This window comes from Actinomycetota bacterium, assembly GCA_035536535.1.
Classification (GTDB): Bacteria; Actinomycetota; JAICYB01; order JAICYB01; family JAICYB01; genus DATLNZ01.
In genome coordinates this window covers 14,950-35,599 of sequence record DATLNZ010000083.1, presented here as the reverse complement: position 1 = coordinate 35,599, position 20,650 = coordinate 14,950, and the positions used below count along the sequence as shown (strand labels likewise).

At 68.4% G+C, this 20,650-nt stretch carries 20 protein-coding genes and 1 tRNA gene; 10 read left to right on the top strand and 11 right to left on the bottom strand.

What is annotated here, in order from left to right; all coding sequences use genetic code 11:
- Window positions 1-654 (bottom strand): PspC domain-containing protein (locus tag VNE62_05520; GenBank protein HVE91740.1); only part of this gene is annotated, 654 nt, incomplete at its 3' end.
- Between the two features lie 129 nt (window positions 655-783).
- Between VNE62_05520 and VNE62_05515 the strand changes: the two genes are divergently transcribed.
- Genes VNE62_05515 through VNE62_05500 form a run of 4 tightly spaced genes read left to right on the top strand, consistent with a single transcriptional unit; the run spans window position 784 to window position 4,108 of the window.
- Window positions 784-2,004, top strand: a complete 1,221-nt coding sequence (locus VNE62_05515) for a PspC domain-containing protein (GenBank protein HVE91739.1) — start codon at window positions 784-786, stop codon at window positions 2,002-2,004.
- The gene (locus VNE62_05510) at window positions 2,001-2,636 is read left to right on the top strand and encodes a response regulator transcription factor (GenBank protein ID HVE91738.1); all 636 of its coding nucleotides are present in this window, start codon (window positions 2,001-2,003) and stop codon (window positions 2,634-2,636) included. The genes VNE62_05515 and VNE62_05510 overlap by 4 nt, the downstream gene beginning before the upstream one ends.
- Before the next feature lie 43 nt (window positions 2,637-2,679).
- Window positions 2,680-3,150: a hypothetical protein gene (locus VNE62_05505; GenBank protein HVE91737.1), complete on the top strand. Its 471-nt coding sequence runs from the start codon at window positions 2,680-2,682 to the stop codon at window positions 3,148-3,150.
- 58 nt (window positions 3,151-3,208) lie between these two features.
- A complete protein-coding gene (locus VNE62_05500; protein ID HVE91736.1) occupies window positions 3,209-4,108 on the top strand; it encodes a neutral zinc metallopeptidase in 900 nt (299 codons plus the stop codon).
- A 5-nt stretch (window positions 4,109-4,113) separates the two neighbouring features.
- Here VNE62_05500 and VNE62_05495 read toward each other — a convergent pair whose 3' ends face one another.
- Window positions 4,114-4,533, bottom strand: a complete 420-nt coding sequence (locus tag VNE62_05495; protein ID HVE91735.1) for a nuclear transport factor 2 family protein — start codon at window positions 4,531-4,533, stop codon at window positions 4,114-4,116.
- 167 nt (window positions 4,534-4,700) lie between these two features.
- On the opposite strand from VNE62_05495, the gene VNE62_05490 reads away from it, so the two are divergent.
- A complete protein-coding gene (locus VNE62_05490) occupies window positions 4,701-5,774 on the top strand; it encodes an acyltransferase (protein ID HVE91734.1) in 1,074 nt (357 codons plus the stop codon).
- Between the two features lie 30 nt (window positions 5,775-5,804).
- Here the strand turns inward: VNE62_05490 and VNE62_05485 are convergent, their stop codons facing one another.
- The 3 genes from VNE62_05485 to VNE62_05475 all read right to left on the bottom strand — a co-directional run bounded on the left by VNE62_05485 (window position 5,805) and on the right by VNE62_05475 (window position 8,534).
- The gene (locus VNE62_05485) at window positions 5,805-6,545 is read right to left on the bottom strand and encodes an alpha/beta hydrolase (protein HVE91733.1); all 741 of its coding nucleotides are present in this window, start codon (window positions 6,543-6,545) and stop codon (window positions 5,805-5,807) included.
- Between the two features lie 40 nt (window positions 6,546-6,585).
- On the bottom strand, window positions 6,586-7,134 hold the full coding sequence (locus tag VNE62_05480) for a hypothetical protein (GenBank protein HVE91732.1): 549 nt from the start codon (window positions 7,132-7,134) through the stop codon (window positions 6,586-6,588).
- A 104-nt stretch (window positions 7,135-7,238) separates the two neighbouring features.
- On the bottom strand, window positions 7,239-8,534 hold the full coding sequence (locus VNE62_05475) for a metallophosphoesterase (GenBank protein HVE91731.1): 1,296 nt from the start codon (window positions 8,532-8,534) through the stop codon (window positions 7,239-7,241).
- Window positions 8,535-8,611: 77 nt separating this feature from the next.
- On the opposite strand from VNE62_05475, the gene VNE62_05470 reads away from it, so the two are divergent.
- A complete protein-coding gene (locus VNE62_05470) occupies window positions 8,612-10,555 on the top strand; it encodes an ABC-F family ATP-binding cassette domain-containing protein (protein ID HVE91730.1) in 1,944 nt (647 codons plus the stop codon).
- Here the strand turns inward: VNE62_05470 and VNE62_05465 are convergent.
- A complete protein-coding gene (locus tag VNE62_05465; GenBank protein HVE91729.1) occupies window positions 10,552-11,238 on the bottom strand; it encodes a hypothetical protein in 687 nt (228 codons plus the stop codon). The two genes, VNE62_05470 and VNE62_05465, sit on opposite strands and share 4 nt — an antisense overlap.
- A 184-nt stretch (window positions 11,239-11,422) precedes the next feature.
- On the opposite strand from VNE62_05465, the gene VNE62_05460 reads away from it, so the two are divergent.
- Window positions 11,423-14,701, top strand: coding sequence for an AAA family ATPase (locus tag VNE62_05460; protein HVE91728.1), 3,279 nt, complete (start codon window positions 11,423-11,425; stop codon window positions 14,699-14,701).
- A 13-nt stretch (window positions 14,702-14,714) separates the two neighbouring features.
- The gene (locus VNE62_05455) at window positions 14,715-15,557 is read left to right on the top strand and encodes a dihydrofolate reductase family protein (protein ID HVE91727.1); all 843 of its coding nucleotides are present in this window, start codon (window positions 14,715-14,717) and stop codon (window positions 15,555-15,557) included.
- 20 nt (window positions 15,558-15,577) lie between these two features.
- On the opposite strand, the gene VNE62_05450 is transcribed toward VNE62_05455, so the two are convergent.
- From VNE62_05450 to VNE62_05430, 5 genes are all read right to left on the bottom strand, one after another.
- Window positions 15,578-17,056, bottom strand: a complete 1,479-nt coding sequence (locus VNE62_05450) for a PAS domain-containing sensor histidine kinase (protein ID HVE91726.1) — start codon at window positions 17,054-17,056, stop codon at window positions 15,578-15,580.
- Window positions 17,057-17,359: 303 nt separating this feature from the next.
- On the bottom strand, window positions 17,360-18,028 hold the full coding sequence (locus tag VNE62_05445; GenBank protein HVE91725.1) for a maleylpyruvate isomerase family mycothiol-dependent enzyme: 669 nt from the start codon (window positions 18,026-18,028) through the stop codon (window positions 17,360-17,362).
- Between the two features lie 113 nt (window positions 18,029-18,141).
- Complete coding sequence (locus tag VNE62_05440; GenBank protein ID HVE91724.1) at window positions 18,142-18,306, bottom strand: hypothetical protein; 165 nt, start codon at window positions 18,304-18,306, stop codon at window positions 18,142-18,144.
- A 232-nt stretch (window positions 18,307-18,538) separates the two neighbouring features.
- Window positions 18,539-19,327, bottom strand: a complete 789-nt coding sequence (locus VNE62_05435; protein ID HVE91723.1) for an aminoglycoside phosphotransferase family protein — start codon at window positions 19,325-19,327, stop codon at window positions 18,539-18,541.
- Window positions 19,328-19,409: 82 nt separating this feature from the next.
- A tRNA-Val gene (locus VNE62_05430) sits at window positions 19,410-19,481 on the bottom strand.
- Window positions 19,482-19,591: 110 nt separating this feature from the next.
- Here VNE62_05430 and VNE62_05425 point away from each other — a divergent pair.
- Both VNE62_05425 and VNE62_05420 read left to right on the top strand, forming a co-directional pair.
- Window positions 19,592-20,353, top strand: a complete 762-nt coding sequence (locus VNE62_05425) for a lysophospholipase (GenBank protein HVE91722.1) — start codon at window positions 19,592-19,594, stop codon at window positions 20,351-20,353.
- Window positions 20,354-20,431: 78 nt separating this feature from the next.
- A complete protein-coding gene (locus VNE62_05420; GenBank protein ID HVE91721.1) occupies window positions 20,432-20,593 on the top strand; it encodes a hypothetical protein in 162 nt (53 codons plus the stop codon).
- The last annotated feature ends 57 nt before the right edge of the window (window positions 20,594-20,650 follow it).

Here is a 20,650-nt window from a genome sequence, read left to right as displayed (position 1 = left end):
CTTCAGGTCCAGCAGTCCCAGCGAGTCCAGCAGAAGTCCGAGACCGAGCATCAGCACGAGCAGTCCGACCGTTATACGGCTCAGCACCGAGCGCTCACGCGGCCGCGGAGGAGCCTCCGGGCGCGCAACCGCAGGCAGGGGGGCGACGACGGTCGTTCGGTCCACAACCGAAGATGCGGAGCCGGGGGCCGCGGCCGGCTGTTGGGGGCCGGGTGGCCTGTCGCCGTCGGACCGGCTGAACCACAGAACCGCGGCACCGGCCATGAGTAGCAGGGCCCAAACGGCTCCGCCGCCGCCGTGCCACATCGGCCCAACTTCGTCGGCGACGATCACCAGGGCGATGATCCCAAGTACGGCGAGCACAACCTGTTTGCTTCTGTCGCCGGCCATCGCCTGCAGCTGGCTCTCCTGCCTCCCGGCCTCCGGGATCACGAGCCACGCCCCGACGTAGGCCAGCAACCCCACGCCGCTCACCAAAGTGAGAACCACGAAGCCGATCCTGAAGATCACAACGTCCAAGCCCGTGTACGCGGCGAGCCCGCTGCAGACCCCGGCCAGCATCTTGCCGTCGGGTCGGCGGTACAGCTTTCGCGGTTCGTGCTGGAACGGCGGCTCCGCCGCCTGTTGCCGTGTCGCTGCCGTTGTCTCGTCCATGCCGACATCGTGTCGCCGGACAACAGCGAGTTCAATCGGGAATGACCCTGGTGTGACCCTGAGGCTGAGGGGGGCCGATCGGGGCGATGACCGATGGTTGCCGGGGGGAGGCTGTGCGACCATCGCCTCATGTCCGTACTCAGGCGGCAGGCGGACCACCTCGCGTTCAGTCGCAGCTCGGGGAACAGGGTCGTTGCCGGGGTGGCGGCGGGACTGGGGCAGCGTCTGGGAGTCGACCCGGTCTTCGTCCGGGCCTCCTTCGTCCTGATGACCCTGGCTGCCGGCCTTGGCGTAGTTTCGTACGTCGTGGCGTGGGCTCTGGCCGGTCCGGCGCCCGCCGGCGACCCGGGTGCCGTCGGTGCAGGAACCGGGGTGCCTTCCCAGCGCAAGGGCGCGGCGCTGGTCCTGTTCGTGCTCGGCGCCCTGCTTCTGTTTCGCGAGATCGGCCTGTGGGCCGGCGACGCCGTCGGGCTTCCCGTAGTGCTGGTGTCGGTGGGGTGGGCTGTGGTCTATGCCCGGTCCGACGACTCGGAGCGCACGAAGCTTTCCCGGATGCTCGTGGGGGTGTGGCTTCCGCGAGTAGACGCCGGCACGTCGCTGTTGAGACTGGGCGCGGGCGGGGCCCTGGTCGCCGTTGGACTGGGCTCCCTTGTCAGCGGGATCGACCGCGTGACGAACGTTCGGACGCCGCTGGCCTGGGTGGCCGTGGCCCTGGGTGGGCTCACTGTGCTTTTCGGGCCGCTGGTGGCGAGGCTCGTTCGCGACCTGGCTGAGGAGCGACGCGAGAGGATCCGTTCGGAGGAGCGCTCGGAGCTTGCCGCGCACCTGCACGACTCCGTTCTGCAGACGCTTGCGCTCATTCAGCGCAACGCCGGTTCGCCGCGCAGGATGGCGAGCCTGGCCCGCACGCAGGAGCGGGAGTTGCGGGCATGGCTTTACGGCCAAGGGGCCGCAAGGCACGACACCCTGCGCTCCGCGATGGAGTCAGTGGCGGACGCGGTGGAGCGGGACCACGAGGTCGCGGTCGATGCGGTCGTCGTCGGCGACGCCAGCTTGGACGAAAGGACTCAGGCGCTCGTCCATGCCTGCCGGGAGGCCATTTCCAATGCGGCCCGCCATTCGGGGGCCGAAGAGGTGTCGGCGTACGTCGAGGTGGACGACTCGGCCATAACCGCCTACGTCCGGGACCGCGGCAGGGGGTTCGATCCCGCATCCGTTCCGGACGACCGGCGCGGCATCACCGACTCGATCCGTGGGCGGATCGAGCGCCACGGTGGAGCCGCCGGCATCACCAGTTCTCCGGGGGCGGGTACGGAGGTGCAGATGCGGATGCCCCGGAGCCCGGCATGAGCACAAGGGTGTTTCTGGTCGACGACCACCAGCTGTTCCTCGCGGGTGTCCGGGCCGAGCTGGGCCGTCACTGCGAGATCGTCGGTGAGGCCGGTGACGTGGACAGCGCAGCGGCCGGCATACGCGAATCCAAGCCCGATGTCGTGCTGCTGGACGTCCATATGCCCGGCGGCGGGGGCCGGACGGTGATCGAGTCCGTGCACCGGACGCACCCCGACATCAAGTTCCTGGCGCTGTCGGTGTCCGATGCGGCCGAGGACGTCATCGGTGTCATCCGGGCGGGAGCCCGCGGGTACGTGACCAAGACGATCTCCCCGGCGGATCTCGCCGACGCCATCGAGCGGGTGCGCGAAGGGGACGCCGTTTTCTCACCCCGGCTGGCGGGGTTCGTCCTCGACGCCTTCGCCGGAGAGGTGCCGGTGCCCGACGACCCCGAGCACGACCAGCTCTCGGCGCGGGAGAAAGAGGTGCTGAGGCACATCGCGCGGGGATACACCTACAGAGAGGTCGCCAAGCGGCTGCACATCTCGGTGAAGACGGTCGAGACCCATGTCTCGGCGGTCCTGAGGAAGCTGCAGTTGTCCAGCCGTCACGAGCTGACAAGGTGGGCCAGCGACCGGCGGCTGATCTGACGCCGGAAGGATTCTCGGATCCGGGCGGAGAATCCCTGTCCCCATGCGCAGACGAACAGGAGGGGCTGCGGCCGTAGTTCTGATGCTGGCTCTCGCCCAGCCCGCAGCCGCAGGTGTTGCCGATGCGGTTGCCTTCGGAGGCGGCGACACCCGGGCCGGGTGCATCACGGTTATGGGCGCCTCCAATGCCGCCACGGGCCGGATGCGATGGGTGCTGGCCTTCTGGCCGTCCACCGCCGCTTCGTCGCCGGCCGGGACCTGTCCGGAAGACGAGCCCCACACCGAGCCCACCGTGTCCTGCACCGCCGTCGCGACGGTGGACGGCCGCAGGGTGCTGTATCTCGGGGCATCAGACCGCACGGGGTCCTACGCAGCGACTCTGATTGACGGGGGGCCGGGCACCGGGGACGAGGCCGGCTTTGAGTCCGTTTCCAGCCTCGCTGGCTCGCGTTGCGGAGCCGACGCCGTCGCCACCGACCCGATCGTCTCCGGCGACATCGCGATCCTTCCCTAGAAGGCCGAGTCCCGAGCTCCCAGGCATGAGCCTCGGCGTGGGTGGGTAGGCTCAGGCCATGCGGTGGAAACGCGGCACGTCCGGAGCGGGCCAGATCGAGGACAGACGCGGCCAGGGCGGGTCCGGTCGAGGCGGGATGGGCTTTCCGATCGGCGGACGCGCCATGGGCGGGGGCCTGGGCGGGATCGTCCTGCTGCTGCTTCTCGCTCTGGGTGGCAACCTCATCGGGGGCGACTCGGGATTCGACGTCGGTCCATCGCTGGACTCGTTTGAGGGCAGTCCCGGCTCCGGCCGGGGGACGCTGGAGGGGGCCCCGGATCCCGACGCCGAGCTCAAGGACTTCGTCACCTTTGTCGTGGACAACGTGCAGGACTCGTGGTCCCGGCAGTTCGCCCAGGCGAATCGGGAGTACAAGGCGACCAAGCTCGTGCTGTTCGACGACGTCACCCCCACCGGGTGCGGGACGGGTGAGGCCGCCAGCGGGCCGTTCTACTGTCCGGCGGACGGGCAGGTGTACCTGGACCTCGGCTTTTTCAGGGAGCTTCGCGACAAGTTCGGGGCGCCGGGGGACTTCGCGCAGGCCTACGTCATTGCCCACGAGTTCGGACACCACGTCCAGAACCTGCTGGGGATCGACGACGACGTCCGCCGCCAGCAATCCAGGAGCCGGGACCGCTCCAACGAGCTGTCGGTGCGAATGGAGCTTCAGGCCGACTGCATGGCGGGCGTGTGGGGGTACTCGGCCTACCGCGAGGACCTGCTCGAGAGCGGAGACCTGGAGGAGGGGCTGCAGGCGGCGGCCGCCGTCGGAGACGACAGAATCCAGCGCCAGGCGGGCGCGCGCGTGAACCCCGAGTCGTGGACGCACGGGTCATCGAAGCAGCGAGCCCGGTGGTTCACCCGCGGCTTTGAAAGCGGTCGCGTGGAGGACTGCGACGCGTTCTCAGGCGAGATCTGACGGCGTCAGACCGTCAGCTCTTCACCAACCGTCTCCTCGTTGGCGACGCCCACCGATGCGTGGGCCTGCACGAACTTCCAGGCCCCGTCCTCCTTCTGACACAGAGCGGTGATCCGGACGGGGACGCTGTTTCCGTCGGGGAGCTTGAACGAAGCCTGATCGACGAACCAACCGACGTCACCTGATCGCCATGCCTTCGGGTTCCCGCCGCTGATCGAGATCCCGGCTTCCTTCATCTCGCCGACCTGAGTTGAGATTGCGGTCCGGGCGCGGTCCGCTCCCTCCCACCACTCCCCGGGATCCGTCCCGATCCAGAGGCACGCCTCTGACGAGGAGACCATCGATGCGGCGGAGGCCGCGTTGCCGGACCCCAGCGCCGAGTAGAAGTCGCGCACAGCCTGCTCGAGATCAGGTGCCCGTTCCATGTGCCCCCCCGTTCGGCTCGACGTTGTCCTCAACGCTGAGCCCGCATTGAGGTCCAGTCAAGTCCGGGTTGGCGAAACTCGCCACCGCAACAGCCAGGCACGACGCGCGGGAGCCCAACGAGGGGGATTAGCCTGCGGGTGCTGCGGTCTGGGTCAGGAGGGCATGCGTGGTCGATGTCGCGAGTGGCGGCCGGTCAAGGGACGCGCTGATCGACGCCGTTCGGGCGATAAGCCTGCTCGTGGTGGTGACGTGGCACTGGGTGTTCACCACGATCTCCTGGAGGGGCGACGGCCCCCACGCGTCCAACCCAATCGGCGTTACACGGGGATTCTGGCTGCTGACGTGGCTGCTGCAGGTGATGCCTCTGTTCTTCTTCGCCGGCGGCTATGTCCACTCCCGCGCGTGGCTGCGCGGCGGCGGCTGGGGCTGGGTCGCACGAAGGCTCCGTGGGCTTCTGGCCCCCGCCGCGACCCTCGTCGCCGCCGGGCTGATCGTGTGGGTAGCTGCCTCCCGTCTGGCACCGGGAGCCGGGTGGGTGGGACGCGGGATCATCCTGGTCCTCTCGCCTCTGTGGTTTTTGCTCGTATACGCGCTGCTGGTGGCCGGGATGCCGCTGTGGTGGTGGCTGCACGCAAGGCTGGGTGAGGTCGCGCTGGTCCTGCTGGTCGGGCTTGCGGTGGTCGTGGACGTGTTCCGTTTCAAGTACGGCTGGCCGGGGGTCGAGTGGGTGAACATGGTGGCGGTCTGGGCCCTGTCGCACCAGATGGGCTTCCACTACGAACGTCTCGTAGAAGCCCCGCGGCGCTTCGCGTGGTGTCTGGCCCTGGGCGGGCTGATACCGCTGTTCGGTCTGACGAACATGGGCCTGTACCCGCGCTCGATGGTCGGAGTGCCGGGCGAGGAGATCTCGAACATGGCCCCGCCGACTCTTTGCATCGCGGCGCTCACCGTCTTCCAGATTGGCGTCATCCTGCTGTGCCGCGACGCAATCTCCCGCTGGGCAGCGGGTTCGGGGCGGCGGATCGTGGAAGTGGCCCGGCGCCACTCGATGCGCATCTTCCTGTGGCACGCGCCCGGGTTCGCGATCGCCTACGGACTGTGGAGGCTGGCCGGGCTTCCGGGTCAGTCCCCGCGGATCGATGCGGCGTGGTGGGCGTCCCGGCCCCTGTGGTTTCTGCTCCCGATTCTGCCGACGGTGCTCCTGTCCTCGACCGTGGGCCGCGCGCTGCGCACCACCTGAAGCAGACGGGCAGGAAACTCCGGGCCTCGCTCAGGCTGAGGAGGCGGTGCTCCAGAAGTCCTCGAGCGTGTCGGCGTATTCACCGGGGCGCTCCAGGGGAAACCAGTGCCCGCCTTCCTCGACAACGACCAGCCTCACGCCGAGTCGCTCGGCCTCCTTGCCGGCGAGGTCCGCTTTGATGAAGGGGTCGCCGGCCCCCGTCACCAGCATCCCGGGGACGGTGGATGACTCCAGGCCGGAGGACCATTCCTGGAACAGGTTCACCGCGGAGCGGTACAGCTTCAGGATCGCGTCCCCCATGACGGGGTCGATCATCCGGGCCGATGCGAGGGCGTGCTCCTCGGGTACCCCAACCGCCGCCAGGAGCTCGGCTATCTGCTCGGGCGTCATGGAGGCCCACGCTTCCATCGCGGCCTCGCCCTCGCCCGGCGTCTGCCACATCTTCGCCATGTCGTGCCACTTGCCGGAAGGGCTCACCGTCCCGGCGCCGGCCACCCAGCTCCGGACAAGCTCCGGGCGGAGCGCGACAAGTCTCTGGACGAGGATCGCGCCCCAGTCATGGCCGACGAGGTCGGCCGGCTCCCCCAGTTGCTCCACCTCGCGCGCCAGCCAGTCGAGGTAGTCCTCCTTCGTAGCGGAGAACCCCGGGGGCAGGGCGGCGCCGAAGCCCGGCATCCTCGGCGCCAGGACGTCCTCGCGCTTCAGATGCTCGAGCACCGGACCCCACAGCTGGTCGGTGTCGGGAACTCCGTGCAGCAGCAGCGCCGGCATGGCCAGATCCTACCGGCGTCGCCGTTACCGCCTCCCGGGCTCAGCCGATGCAGACGACCCGGCGCCCGGTGAGTGGGTTGGCCACGTAGACCAGGCAGTCCGGTCCGGGGGAAGTCGAGGGCGTAGGCGAAGGTGAAGGCCGGAACGTGATCAGCGGGGTCCTCGTGGGGCTCGCCGACGGGGAGCCTGTTGGGTCCGGAGAGTCCGAGGGGTCGGGAGTGTCACAGGGGTCCGGAGTGTGTGACTGGCCGGCCGGGCTGCCAGTGGGGTCGGGGGACACCGATGGGTCGGGTGTATCAGACGGATCCGGCGAGTCGGACGGGCCGGCGGAGGTGGTGGGGCTTGCGGACGTCCCCGGGGTCGGTGAGAACGGGGCCGTAGGGCTGGGGGACCAGGTGGGCTGGGGAGACCCACTGGCTGTGGGCGATGGCGACCACGACGGGGACGGGCTCGAGCAGTCGCCGTCGCTGACGACCCCGGGACCGGCTACCGACGGGCGGCTGACCACCTGTGAGAAGGCAACCACCAGCAGCGCCAGACCGACCAGGATCGGGGCCCGCAGGGCGGGTCGCGCGCGGAACTCAGCCATGTCGTGGATCTCCTTTTTGCGTGCGGCCCCAGGCCGGGGCAACCAGTTGTTCGGTGCGCGGCCGCCACTTCCTGCCGGTCCCCGGAAGGATTTTCCCGGGAGCGCTATCCCCCGGATGCGAAGGTGTGGGCCGTCCGGGACAGGGGGCCCAGGACGTAGCGCAGGTAGATCGGTGGGATCTGACGGCCGTGCTCCCAGACGAGCTCCTCGTCTGAGATCTGCTGCGGGGCCACGTGCACGCCCTGCGGCGTCCTGGTCATCACCGTGTAGCAGTGCGGCCAGTCCTTGATCGAGGGAACCTCCAACTGCGCGACGCCGTCCCCGCCCACCTGTGTGAGCGCCGATCGATGTGTGTGTCCCGCGACGATCCCGAGTAGGCGCTGTCCGGAAAGCTCCGACAACAGGGCGTCGGAGTCCGGCTCCCGGACCCCGAACATCACCGGAGGGAAGGCCGCGAAAGGCTGGAGTTCGTGGTGCTGGACCAGCAGGGTGGGCCGCGCGCGGTCCAGCCGCGCGGCGAGGGCCTCAGCCTGGCCCGCACGCAGCGCTCCGCCGTTGGTGCCGCCGGCGTCCTCGCGGAATCCGCCCCGGGCCAGGTCCCAGTCCGGAAAGGGAGACGCCACCGGGTCGGTGGTGTCCACAAGCGCGATCTGCACCGGCCCCCAGTCCAGGACCTGGTCGGTGGGCGCGTATCCGAAGACCTTCTCGAACAGTTCCGCTCCGTCCGGCTGGGTCGTGGAGCGTCTGACGGCGTCATGGTTTCCGAGCACTGCGTGAACCGGAGCGTCGAGGTCGTCCAGGATCTGTTTGGCGAGCTCGAACTGCTCGATCTCGCCGTCGTCGGTGATGTCGCCGGGCACGAGCACCATCTCGGGGCGCAGCGAGTTGATGTCGCGCACCGCCTGCCGCGCCATCGCCTCCGTGTGAGGGGCGCCGAGGTGGATGTCGGTGAGGACCACGGCTCGGTTCCCGTCCGGCAGGTCCGCATGGCGCAGGCGCAGCTCATCGCGCTCCACGTGCCGCGGCGCGACCGGGAACCTCAGCTCGGCTTCGCCCAGCCTGCGGAACTGGTCGCCGTCGGAACCGAGGAACGGCACGACGTACACGTCCGTCCAGGCGGCCAGGCGATGGACCACCCCAGGACCGAGCGGGACCTCGTCCGGACGCATCCCCACCAGGTCGCGCAGCCACGCGGTGTGTTTCTCGACGAGCGTCGTGGGGGCACCGTCCAGCAGCTGCGCGATCAGGTCCGCCCGGCGCGAGGCCTGCTCGCCCTCGGGCGCGTACTCGCCGCCCCAGCCCGTGAGAACCGCCGCGCGCGCCGACTCCACGAGCCAGCAGGACTGGACGAGGGCGCGGACGAGGTCCTGGCGCGGCTGATCGGGGTCCTGGGCGCTCACGCCAGTCACGGTATGGGAGCCACGGACCCGGCGTCGAACGGCTCGTGCGGGCGCAATGCCGGCTGTACCCTCGCCTTGTGATCGACATCTCGGGCGTCATCAAGTCCTTCGGTTCCCGCGTGCTGCTGCGGGACGTGTCACTTCGCGTGGGTGCGCGTGACCGGGTGGCCCTGGTCGGCCCGAATGGGTCCGGCAAGACGACGCTGTTCGCAATGATCGTGGGATCGCAGCTGCCCGACTCCGGACGGATCGACATCGTCCGTGACGCGGTGGTGGGCTACCTGCCACAGGAAACCGACGAACTGCGCGGCCGCAGCGTGCTGGCCGAGGTGATGTCCGCCGGCGCGGCCATGGCCAAGGCCGGACACCGCCTGGAGGTCCTGGAGCACGAGCTCGAGCAGACGGACGACCCCCAGGAGCGGGAGGCGCTGCTGGCCGAGTACGCGCGCCTGCAGGGGGAGTTCGACACGCTGGGCGGCTACAGCCTGGAGGCCCAGGCGAAGCGGATCATGTCCGGGCTCGGCTTCTCCGAGCGGGACCAGGCCCGGCAGACCGAATCTCTTTCCGGAGGCTGGCTCATGCGCGTCGCGCTGGCCAAGCTGCTGCTGGCCGGTCCGGACGTCCTGCTGCTCGACGAGCCGACCAACCACCTGGACCTCGAGTCGGTGACCTGGCTCGAGCGGTTCCTGCGTGGGTACGAGGGGGCCGTCCTGCTCATCTCCCACGACCGTGACTTCATGAACGGACTGGCGACCAAGGTCGCTTCGATCGAGGACTCGCGCCTCGTGACCTACACCGGCAATTTCCAGGACTTCGTCCGGCAGCGCGAGGAGCGCGCGGCGCTGCTCGAGGCCGCGGCCAAGAACCAGGCGAAGAAGATCGCCCACACGGAGGCGTTCATCAACCGGTTCCGGTACAAGGCGTCCAAGGCGCGCCAGGTGCAGAGCAGGATCAAGTCCCTGGACAAGCTCGAGCGCGTGCAGTCTCCGAGCGCGCAGCGCAAGGCGATGAAGCTCGGCTTCCCTGCGCCTCCCAGGTCCGGCCGGGTCGTGATCACCCTCGACGATGTCTCCTTCTCCTATCCGGACACATCCGTTTACGAGTCGCTGCAGCTGGAGGTTGAGCGGGGGCAGAAGGTCGCGCTGGTGGGTCCGAACGGCGCCGGCAAGACGACGCTGCTCAAGCTGCTGGCGGGGGCGTTGCAGCCGCAGGCAGGGGAGCGACGGCTCGGGCACAACGTGTCGCTGGGTTACTTCGCGCAGCATCAGATCGAGGCGCTCGATCCGGGCAACCGCGTGATCGAGGAGCTGCAGAAGGCGGTCCCGGTCGGGTCGAGCGTCCGGCCGCGCGACCTTCTCGGGAGGTTTTTGTTCTCGGGCGACGACATCGACAAGCCGGTCCGGGTGCTGTCCGGCGGGGAGCAGACGCGACTGGCCCTGTCGAAGCTGCTCGCGTCACCGCTCAACGTCCTGTGCCTGGACGAGCCCACTAACCACCTGGACATCGTGAGTCGCGACGTTCTGGAGGACGCGCTGGCCGACTACGAAGGCTGCATCGTGCTGATCACCCACGACCGGCACCTCATCCGCAGCGTCGCCAACCGGATCCTGGAGGTGCGCGAGGGACGGGTGAGGTCGTTTGAGGGCGACTACGAGTACTACCTGTACAAGACCGGACAGGAGGACTCGGCCTCCGCGGTGTCGTCCGGACCGGCGGCGCCGGCACCCGAGCGCAGGACCCGTCCGGACCTTTCGCCGAAGGACCGCCGCCGTCAGGCAGCCGACGAGCGCCGCCGTCTCAAGGAGGCGCGCGACGCTGTCAGCCGGCTCGAGTCGGAGCTGGAGTCGGCGCAGGAGGAGTGCGCGCGGCTGGGAGCCGAGCTGGAGGATCCGTCCTTCTACCTCAGCGGAAGCGGCGTCAATGAGACCATCAAGCGCTACGAGCGGATGCGGCGGCAGGTGGCCAAGCTCGAGGCGGAGTGGATCCGGGCGGGGGCCGAGCTGGAGGAGGCCTCCTCCTAGGATTCCCGGCGGTCTTCGATCTCCCACGCGTGATCCAGAGCGTGCCAGGCACAGCGGCGCGCGAAGTAACGGGGAGTCCACAGGGTCGCGGCCTTAGCGGCGGGTTTGTCGACCGTATTGCCGAGCGCACGGCCGGAGAACACCTGCAGGATCATCTCCCTCAGCACCTTCGTCTGGTCGACCGCGCTCTCGAGGTCCTTCTTCTTCAAAGACCCCCCGAGCTTGCTCAGGTACACCCTGTCGGCTTCGAACACATGCGACACGATGGCGTCCACTTCCCGGCCGCCTCCGCGGGGTCCCTTGCGTAACAGCGCCCCCTTGGCCTGGGCAGCCGTCCTGTCGAAGGCCGCCCATGCCGCGCGGAGCTGTCCCTGCAGCCTGGTTACGTCACGGGTGTCCAGGGATCGGGAGTCGGCCGACGGCGGGACGGACGGCGCGCCGAAGTCGGTCGTGGCGTCACCGGTGACGCGCTGGACGATGTCCAGGCCCGAGACCTTCTTGGGCAGTCGCAGCGTCCGGGCGGAGGGCCCTACGGCGGACTTGTACCTCGGCCCGTACTCAAGCAGCGCCTGGAGGGCGCCCTCCTCGTCCTTCGCGCTGCGGCACCAGCCCGCCCAGTCCAGCGCGCCGGCGAACACGCGCTTCTTGCCGACCTCCAGGTAGACCGTGATCTTCTCGGCCATGTCAGACCCCGGTCAGCCGTACTGGACGGCCAGGCTCTCCGCCGCGCTTAAAGGCAGTCAAGACTCCGTCTCCTCCGAGTCCTGCCCGAGCGACAGCCGTTTGGGCAGCTTCGGGCATCTTTCGATTCCAACACGTCCATTCTCCCATGCATACTCGAAGCAGTCCTACGCGGGGTCCAGAGGCATGTCTGAAGGCGCCATCGTCACTCTCCTTTTCACCGACGTCGTCGGCTCGACCGAGATACTCGGGAGGCTGGGCGATGACGAGGCAGAGCGGCTGAGGCGCGTCCACTTCCGGTTGCTGCGCGACGCGGTGGCGGCGCAGGGCGGGCAGGAGGTCAAGAACCTGGGCGACGGCCTCATGGTCGTGTTCCCCAGCGTCCTGGACGCCATCGGATGCGCCGTATCGATTCAACAGTCCGTCCTGAGGCACAACGAGCTGGACGCGGAGGCCCGGCTCGAGGTCAGGGTGGGCCTGAACGTCGGGGAGCCCATCCGCGACGAGGGTGACTTCTTCGGGACCTCCGTCGTCGTCGCAAAGAGGCTGTGCGATGCAGCCGCCGGGGGGCAGATCCTGGCCTCGGACCTCGTTCGCGGTCTGGCGGCGTCACGGGGCTCCTTCTCGTTCTCGTCGCTCGGCCCCCTGGAGCTGTCCGGGCTTTCGGAGCCGGTCGCGGCCTCGGAGGTCCTGTGGCAGCCCGCCCCCTCGGAGCCCGTCCCGCTGCCGGCGGTCCTGGAGACGCGCCACCGGACCCCCTTTGCGGGAAGGCAGGGCGAACGCGGTCGGATGAGCGACGCGTGGGCCGCGGCGCAGGCCGGCCAGCGGCGCCTGGTCCTGCTGGCGGGGGAGCCGGGAATCGGCAAGACCAGGCTGGCGGCCGAGTTCGCGCAGGAACTGCACGCTTCCGGTGCCGTGGTGCTGTTCGGGAGGTGCGACGAGGAGTCACTTGCCCCCTACCAGCCGTTCGTGGAGGCGCTTCGGCACCTCGTCTGCTCCAGCAGCCGGGAGGACCTGCGGGCATGGGCCGCCCAGGAGGGCGCCGACGTGGCCCGGCTCGTCCCAGACCTTGGCGACCGGGTGGGGGGCCTGACCATGCCCTCCGCGACCGCGCCGGAGACCGAACGCCTCCGTCTGTTCACCGCCACCTCCGCTTTCATCGCTTCGGCTTCGGCGCGTGCTCCCCTGCTCGTGGTGCTCGACGACCTCCACTGGGCGGACAAGCCGACGCTTTTGCTGCTTCGGCACCTGCTCAGGTCGCCCGAGCCGGCGCGCGTGATGTACCTCGGGACCTACAGGGACACAGACCTGTCCCGGACGCACCCGCTTTCGGACGTGCTCGCCGACCTCCGGCGCGACGGGGCTCTGGAGCGGCTGCCGCTGAAGGGCCTGGACGTCCCCGAGGTGCTGTCCATATTCACCGCATCAGCCCAGCACGACGTCGGCCGTCGCGGGCGTGCGCTCGCGGAGACGCTGCGCGAGGCAACCGAAGGCAACCCCTTTTTCATGGAGCAGGTCGTGGGGCACCTCATGGAGACCGGACGGCTGACCCACCGCGACGGAATGTGGGTCCTGGAGTCGGCGGTGGGCGAGCTCGGCATCCCCGAGGGAGTCAAGGAGGTCATCGGCAGGCGTCTGTCCAGGCTGTCGGAGCAAACGAACCTCGCTCTGGCGCTGGCGTCGGTTCTCGGCCGCGAATTCGAGTTCGACGTGCTGGCCGCCATGTCGACTGCGGACGAGGACTCGCTGCTGGCGGGGCTGGAAGAGGCGCTTAGGTCCGGTCTGGTCAGCGAGGTCGCCGGCGCGAGCTCGCCGGCCTACGTGTTCACGCACGCACTGGTCCAGGAGACCCTGTATGACGAGCTCCAGCTGGCCCGCAAGCAACGTCTTCATCTGAAGGCCGCCGAGGCCATCGAGAAGGTTCATGCCCGCGACCTCTCAGGCCACGTCGCGGCCCTGGCGGTGCACCTGCGCAACGCCGGTGCCGCCGCTCCCGCGGACCGGACGATCCGCTACTCGATCGATGCGGCCGCTGCTGCCGCCGGCGTCTTCGGCTGGGAGGAGGCGATCGCGCACCTGGAGCCGGCGCTGGAGTTGATGCAGGAGGAGGGGGCCGAACCCGAGGTGATGGCGCAGCTCCACCAGAGGCTGGGGGACCTGATGTACATGGCGGGGCAGGATCCCTCCAGAGCGGTCCAGACCTTGGAGCGGGCGCTGAAGATCTACGATCAGCTCGGACGCACGGAGCGGGCCGCGCAGGTGCATTCGCGTCTCGGCCGCGGGCTTTCGTACTTCCCCGACTCGATGGATATCCCCCGTGCCCTCGAGCACTACCGCGTCGCCGAGTCCGGACTCGGCGACGGCCCCGAGCGGGCTTCGCTGGGCTACCTGTACGTGGGCCGCGCCAATTCACTGCTGTTCGCGATGCGCGTGTCGGAGGGTGTGGAAGCGTCGGGTCGCGCGATGCAGATCGGTGAACGTCTCGGAAACGAGGCCCTGTGGGCCAATGCGGCGGTTCTTCACGGATGGCACGTGCTGGCGTCCGGCAGGGTCCGGCAGGGCCTTTCGTTCATCGAGCAGGGCTGGGACGTGGCCGACCGGCTCGGGCAGGGGATGGTCAGCTATTTCGGCGCGATGTTCCACCGCGGGTGGCTGAACCAGCTGCTCGACCCACATTACGGCCGTGAGCGCGTGGTGGCGGATCTGGACAGGCCATTCCTCGCGCAGACCGAGTTTCCCAGGGCGATGATGCTGGCAATGATCGGTGTCTGCCATCTCACCGCCGGCGAGATGCAGGAGGCGAGGGCGCTGACGGGAGACGAGCTCATAGTTGGCAACGCGCACTTCGCAATGAGGCTGCACATCGCGGAGGGGGATTGGAGCCGTGCCAGGGAAGTGACGGCTAGCTCCAGGGAAACGGGTCGGGCTCACGGTGCAACGTGGGAGGAGGGGGTCTCCTGCATCATGTCCGCCTGGGCTGCTGGGCCGAGTGGCGACTTCGGCGCGCAGGAGGCTGCGGCGAGCCATGCGTTGCAGCTGGCCGTCGACGGCGGAGGCGTGTTCATGGAGGCATGCGCCGGCGTCTTCCTGGGCAGAGCGCTCGCTGCTCAGGGGAGGACAGCTGAGGCTCGCTCGGCGCTGGGGCGTGTGCGCGAGGCGGTTTCCCCGGCGGAGGACTTCCGAGGCTTCGCCGGCTGGGTCGACCTGCTCGAGGCGGTGACCCTGACTCAGGAGGGGAAGCTCGCCGAAGCCGAGAGCCGCTTTCGCAGCGCGGTCGACACCTTCCGCGCCTACAGCGTGCCCTGGGAGGAGGCAGAGACATTCGTCTCCTGGGCCCAGGCCCTCATCGGTTCCGGACGGGAGGGCGAGGCTGCGGAGAAGCTGGACACCGCGACCGCCATCTACCGCCGCATCGGCGCGGCCGAACCCTGGTTCGACCGCATCTCGGCGGTGCGGCCGGCCTAACGGCAGGAGCTCAGTGCGCCCCCTCGAAGTTCTTCTGGACATCCCGCACCACCCAGCGAGCCACCTTTCGGCCGACCTCGAGCGGATCTACGGGGGCCCTCTTTCGCTGGGCGACTCGTGCGTGTTCGCCAACTTCGTCTCCTCCCTGGACGGAGTCGTCGCTTTGGACGACGTTGGAATGCGTCCGTCCGACATCGGCCTGAAAAGCGAGGCGGATCGTTTCGTGATGGGACTGTTGCGCGCCCACGCGGAGGCGATCGTCATCGGGGCCGGGACCCTACGGGCGGAACCCACGCACCGGTGGACGCCCGAGCGTGTTCATCCTGCGGCTTCGGATGCCTTCGCGTCGCTGCGCAGCTCGCTCGGCCTTGCGCCGGCCCCGGAGTTGGTGGTCCTCACCAGTACCGGAGATATCGACGCGGATGCCCCGGCTCTGGCAGACGCAGTGGTCGTCACCACCTCGAAGGGGGCCGACGCACTGAGGCATCGGGTTCACTCGGAGACCGACCTCATTGAGGTTTCGGGGGGGGATGTGGTCGACGTCGCCTCAGCGCTGGACGTGGTGCGGGGCAGGGGGCACCGGCGGATCCTCAGCGAGGCCGGCCCGGGGCTCACCTCTCAAATGCTCGCGGCCCGAGTCGTCGGCGATCTGTTCCTCACCCTCTCGCCGATGCTCGCGGGGCGACCAGAGCCAGGATCCCGGCCCGGGCTGGCCGAGGGCACCGACTTGGTGGAATCGGGCCTGCGGGGGGACCTGATGAGCGTCCGGCAGCACGGGTCCCACCTGTTCCTGAGGTACGCGTTGGGCGGCGTCACCGGTCGCCGCTCCCATCGTGAGGCAGCGCCAGCCTCATAAGCTCGCGGATCACGGATGGCTCAGGTGCGGTCGGTGTCCCTACTTTGGTCCAGTCCAGGAAACCGGCGGGTCGAGTCCGCTCGACGGAGTGCCACGGAGACAGTGGTTCCACCTCGCCTGCCGCTGGTGACCGTGACGTTTCCCCGCATGGCCTCCACCAGAGACTTCACGATGTAAAGCCCTATGCCGGTCCCGCCGAAGCGGCGTGCGTCGGAAGACTCCGCCTGCCAGAACTTGTCGAAGCACCGGGTCAGCTGCTCGCCGTTCATGCCGACACCGTGGTCGCGGACTGTGACCCAGACCTCGTCCGGTTCGGTTGCCAGGGCCACCTCGACCCTCTCCCCTCCAGGCGAGTACTTCACAGCGTTGTCCAGGAGCTGGTCGAGCACGGTGATGAGAGCGTCTTCGTCGGCGTACACCGGGGGAATCCGGTCTGTGACGATCAGTTCGATCTGGCGGCCGGCCCCCTGGGCGAGCAACTCAACACGCTCGCGGACGATGGACTCGGCGTCGATGGGACTCGGGTGCAGCTCCAGGCGTCCCGCCTCGATGCGACTGGACATCAGGAGGCGATCGACGATCTTGTTCAACTGATGCGCGCGACTCTGGATGGCGTCCAGCGCAAGGTGCGTCTTCTCGGGGTCGAGTTTTCCGGGCTGCATGAGCAGCTGTGCGAAACCCTGGATGACGGTGAGCGGGGTCTTGAGCTCGTGTGACGCCGTGGCAAGGAACATCGTCTTGGCTTCGTCGCTTTCGCGGAGGCGCGAGATGTCTCTGATCGAGTGCACCACCTCGGCAGGAGCCCCCCCCGCACCAGGCACCGGGGCCGCGGCGACCAGCAATGGCTGCCGGGACCCGTCCGGTCGGTGTCTCCACATCTGCCGTCCCGTGACGCTGCCCCGTGAGGCTCCGGCGATCAGGGGGCACCCCTTGCTGCAATCCAGCGTCCGCTCGCCCTCGTGAAGACCCAGAACCGCGTCGCAGCTCGCGCCTACGGCCCTGCGAGTGGGGCAGCCGACCACGGTCTCGGCGGACCCGTTCCAGTTGAGGATCTCGCCTCGGTCATTTGTGACGAAAACGCCGTCCCCCACGTGAGCAAGGATCGCCTCGGATCTTTCTTTGGCGGCGATGGCTCGCCCATACATCTTTGAGGTTTCCAGCGCATAGCCCACCTCCATAGCGAGTTCCTGAAACAGCATCTGCTGTGGTTGGTCCCACTCCCTCGCCTCGGCTCGTATGACGCCTAGCAGGCCTGAGTTGGGGGTCATGATCGGGACGGCCAGAGCCATTCCCTTTGTCCCGCGCGGGCCGAGGTTGGCCCTGCGTGACCGGCTCGCCTCAAGGACCTCCTTGGGCACGGCGGTGTCACAAACCGAACCCCCGACCCAGGCCGGGCCCGTCATCAGCTCGCCGGGGCCGAGCCAGATGGCCAGCGACCGGACTCTCAGAGCCCGCTGAACCGCCTTTCCGCCTTCCTCGAGCACGGATTCGACTGACATCTGAGCCCGGAGCAGCCGACTCAGCTCGACGACTGTGCGTGCGTCGGAACCATCGTCACCAACGCCGCGACCGTCTGTGCGTCCGGCTCCTCTGGAACTGCCAGGTGCGCCCATCGCAGTCTCCGTTCACTCTCGAGATAGACAACGTCCGGGAGCGTCCGAAGTGAATGAGCCGTCGGAGCGATTTCTCCTAGTCCTTCAGACCCAGTCACCGATGGCACCGCCGTTCCTGCGGGCGGACTGGGCGCAACCGGCGGGCCGGGACGCCGGACCGTCCCCGGTGGCTGGGTGTCACTTCGCCTTTCAGCGTCGGCGGTAGACGTTCACCGTTTCGTCCAAGCCGAGCTTTGCCGCATCTCCGCGACCCGTAGCCGCCAGTACGAACACCAGGGGGTCTCCGGTGATGCGCCGGTCTGAGTGGCCTCCGACTGAAAACTCCTCCATCCCGTCCACCGCGATGGTGGCCGGGCCCCACCCGTCCTGCTGCAAGACCGTTGCCAGGTGCTCCACCGCCGCCCGCAGCCCCGGCCCCCGTTTGGCTTCGAGCCCTAGCGCGGCCCTGATGTCCTCGTCGTGTACGTACGTGTCGTACCAGAGCGCACACACCCCGTCGCCCATCGTCGGCGCAACGTCCCCTGGGGCGGGTCCCGCCCATGCATCGTCGTCAAGCAGGGCCGTTGCCTTCTGGGCCTGTTCGCGCGATGACCGAAGCTCGTCCACCAGCTCCTGCTGGGACATCCCCTTGCGTTCGGCGGCAACCCTGTCGACAGCTCCCGCCTCGCCGAGGCCGGCGGCGCGGCCGGCCACGACTTCTGAGAGCGTCCCTACGACGTGAGCCGTTACGTCCGAGACCTTCCAGCCCTCGCACCGGGTGGATGCGCGCCACTGCTCGTCGCTCAGGGACCGGATGAGGGCTTCAAACTCCTCCAGCTGCTTGGCGTAACCGCTGAGGGCTTCCTGTCGAGGCAGCATGGTTTTTCCCGCTCGCTTCTTTGTGGGGCATTACACACAGTCTGTATGCAACGCCGTCAAGGAGGCGGAGTTCAGATGTGGCCCCCACCCCCAGCGGGACCCCGCAGAAGCGTCTAGCGGCCGGCGGAGGCCGGTGCTAGCTGCTGTCTCAGTTCGAGGGTCGCCGTTCCCCGGCCGTCAACGCTGCTCTGCAGCCTCGTGATCGTTGAGCCCAGCGCAAAAAACATCAGCATGGACATGAAGATGATCGCGACGAAGATGGCCCTGGCTTGGGTCATGTGCTCCCCCTTTGTGATCTATCTGAACCGCCGTTCATCGCTGCGACTGGGACGGTCGCAGTGGCCGGTACCACACCCGGATGTCCAAAAGTGGCTCGGAACATATCTGTGGCATCGACAGGCCAGGGCGGGCCTCAGATAGTCACTCGGGACGAAATCGGACGGTCGGAACCGCCCACCGGCATGCAGTTTTCATGGGCCATTACGGGAGACACCTGGTGCTATCGGTGGGTCAAGTGAGTACCTGCTGTAGTTCTTGTCGATGCGCCTCGATGAAGGCCACGTCTCTCAGCGGGAGCTCGCCGACTCCCCTTGCCCATAGTGCCGACGACACTGGATCACCGGTTTCGGCTCCACGCCTCAAGCCTTCGTGTATTCGGGTCATCCTCTTGACGGCCTCGTCCAGCAGGCTTGTGCGTCTCATGACGTCCAGCCCGTAGCCCTCGCAGAGAGCGACGAGGCGCTCACCCCGGGCGGGGGACGTGGTCCATCCGAGCTGCCGGCACCGGTCCTCATCGTGCAGCGGGACGAAGTGCACGGCGGCAAAGGCGACGTCTGCAATCGGGTCATCGGGACCAGCCATGTCCCAGTCGATGAGGGCATCGGGCTTGCCGTTCCTGAAGACGACGTTCCAGGGGGCCGGGTCGGTGTGACAGATGAGTTCGCCGCGCTGGGGTCTGCCCGCCGCGAACCTCCAAACGGAGTTTTCGGAAGGCTCGAATGTGGCCACCGCCTCGTGGAACCGCCTCAGCAGGTCGCCCACAGCACGAACGGAGTCCGTCGAGCCGTAGGGGTCGGGCGTGAGTCCCGACGGCACCATCCCCTCTAGAAATTCCAGGACCTCACGGCCCCGGTCGTCCACCCCCAGGAGCCTTGGAGCCCCCTCGAAGCGCACCGTCTCCAAGTGGCGGAGAAGCGAGTGGACGGCCGGCGACCACGGGCCCATGGGACGCCGGACGGTATCCGCGACTCGTACAGCTCCCGTAACGTGACCCCCCGGGAGCCTCGCCTCGTCGGTCATCTCATGCCTCTGAAGCGACTGGTGGTTTGGGGCGGCGAGGGGAGCGCGGTCGGCGCGGACACAACTGGTCCAGCGCCATTCGTGGGCCCTACAGGATTTGAACCTGTGACCTCTTCCGTGTCAAGGAAGCGCTCTCCCCCTGAGCTAAGAGCCCTAGGCCCCCGAGTCTACCGGTACGTTTCCGGCAGTGGGCGCGGGCCAAAACCGGGTGCGCCTCGCGGCGCATTGGTTGTGGTTGCATGGTGGCCGCCGTCGGGAGGTGACATGTCGCAGCTGTTTGAGCGGACCTGGCCCATCGAGTCGCCCAAGGCAGCCGTGGCGCTGGTTCACGGCCTGGCTGAGCACACGGGGCGTTACGAGCACGTCGCGCGGGCTCTGAACTCGGCCGGGTACCACGTGATTGCCCGCGACCTGCGCGGGCACGGGCAGTCGCCCGGCTTCCCGGGCGACGTCGGAGGTGAGCTCCAGCCCGTGATCGACGACGTGGCCCAGCTGTGCCTCGACGCAGCTTCGGTCCATCCGACGGCGTTTGTCCTCGCCCACTCGATGGGCACTCTGCTGACGATCCCAGCGATCGCTGCCCTTCCGGCAGACACGCTGTCGGGAGCCGTGCTGTCCGGGACCGCCATCGTCCCGGGAGCCGCCGTCATGGAGTCGCTCATGACCAGCGCAGGCGTCCCTCCGGAGACGGTGTCGCGCGACCCCGACGTCGTGAGGGCCTACGCGGCCGACGACCTCGTGTTCGCGGACCGGATCCCGATGGACCTGACGATGATGGCGGCCGAGGCAATCCAGCGGGTTACGGACGCGGTCCCGCTCGTGAGCATCCCGGTACTCCTGGTCCACGGCTCCCAGGACGTGATCGCCGACCCGTCCGGATCGGCCCAGGTGCACGCCCAGCTGGTAGTCACGGACAAGACCCTGACCATCTACGACGGCCTGTACCACGAGGTGCTCAACGAGCCGGAAAAGGACCGCGTGATCTCCGACGTGATTGCCTGGCTCGACTCCCACTGCGTCGTCTGAGGCGAAGTCGCCGCGGGTGAAACCTCCAGCCGTCCCCCGGAGTCCTTCCACGACGGGCCGGATTCCGAAGGGGGACGAATGGAAGTCACAGAGCTTCGTGGGCGCGACGAGACGGGGTTCCCGTTGCCGGTGGGGGCCGAGGACATGGTGCCTGCCGAGCCGGTCGTCCTGACGGACGAGCTGGTGGAGCAGGACCCGAAGATGGACGAGCTCCTCGAGCTTCGCTGCGCCAGTCTCTAGGGCGGGGAACAGGACGGGGACCCGCGGTTCCCCGTCCTTTCGTTTGGGTAGCTTCGG

Excerpts from the sequence above, each read along its gene's own strand:
- VNE62_05460 (HVE91728.1), top strand. The coding sequence starts at position 11,423 with ATGTCTGAAGGCGCCATCGTCACTCTCCTTTTCACCGACGTCGTCGGC.
- VNE62_05440 (HVE91724.1), bottom strand. The coding sequence starts at position 18,306 with ATGACCCAAGCCAGGGCCATCTTCGTCGCGATCATCTTCATGTCCATG.
- VNE62_05515 (HVE91739.1), top strand. The coding sequence starts at position 784 with ATGTCCGTACTCAGGCGGCAGGCGGACCACCTCGCGTTCAGTCGCAGC.
- VNE62_05435 (HVE91723.1), bottom strand. The coding sequence starts at position 19,327 with ATGACCGACGAGGCGAGGCTCCCGGGGGGTCACGTTACGGGAGCTGTA.
- VNE62_05485 (HVE91733.1), bottom strand. The coding sequence starts at position 6,545 with ATGCCGGCGCTGCTGCTGCACGGAGTTCCCGACACCGACCAGCTGTGG.
- VNE62_05450 (HVE91726.1), bottom strand. The coding sequence starts at position 17,056 with ATGTCAGTCGAATCCGTGCTCGAGGAAGGCGGAAAGGCGGTTCAGCGG.
- VNE62_05465 (HVE91729.1), bottom strand. The coding sequence starts at position 11,238 with ATGGCCGAGAAGATCACGGTCTACCTGGAGGTCGGCAAGAAGCGCGTG.
- VNE62_05420 (HVE91721.1), top strand. The coding sequence starts at position 20,432 with ATGGAAGTCACAGAGCTTCGTGGGCGCGACGAGACGGGGTTCCCGTTG.
- VNE62_05425 (HVE91722.1), top strand. The coding sequence starts at position 19,592 with ATGTCGCAGCTGTTTGAGCGGACCTGGCCCATCGAGTCGCCCAAGGCA.
- VNE62_05480 (HVE91732.1), bottom strand. The coding sequence starts at position 7,134 with ATGGCTGAGTTCCGCGCGCGACCCGCCCTGCGGGCCCCGATCCTGGTC.
- VNE62_05495 (HVE91735.1), bottom strand. The coding sequence starts at position 4,533 with ATGGAACGGGCACCTGATCTCGAGCAGGCTGTGCGCGACTTCTACTCG.
- VNE62_05445 (HVE91725.1), bottom strand. The coding sequence starts at position 18,028 with ATGCTGCCTCGACAGGAAGCCCTCAGCGGTTACGCCAAGCAGCTGGAG.
- VNE62_05505 (HVE91737.1), top strand. The coding sequence starts at position 2,680 with ATGCGCAGACGAACAGGAGGGGCTGCGGCCGTAGTTCTGATGCTGGCT.
- VNE62_05510 (HVE91738.1), top strand. The coding sequence starts at position 2,001 with ATGAGCACAAGGGTGTTTCTGGTCGACGACCACCAGCTGTTCCTCGCG.
- VNE62_05500 (HVE91736.1), top strand. The coding sequence starts at position 3,209 with ATGCGGTGGAAACGCGGCACGTCCGGAGCGGGCCAGATCGAGGACAGA.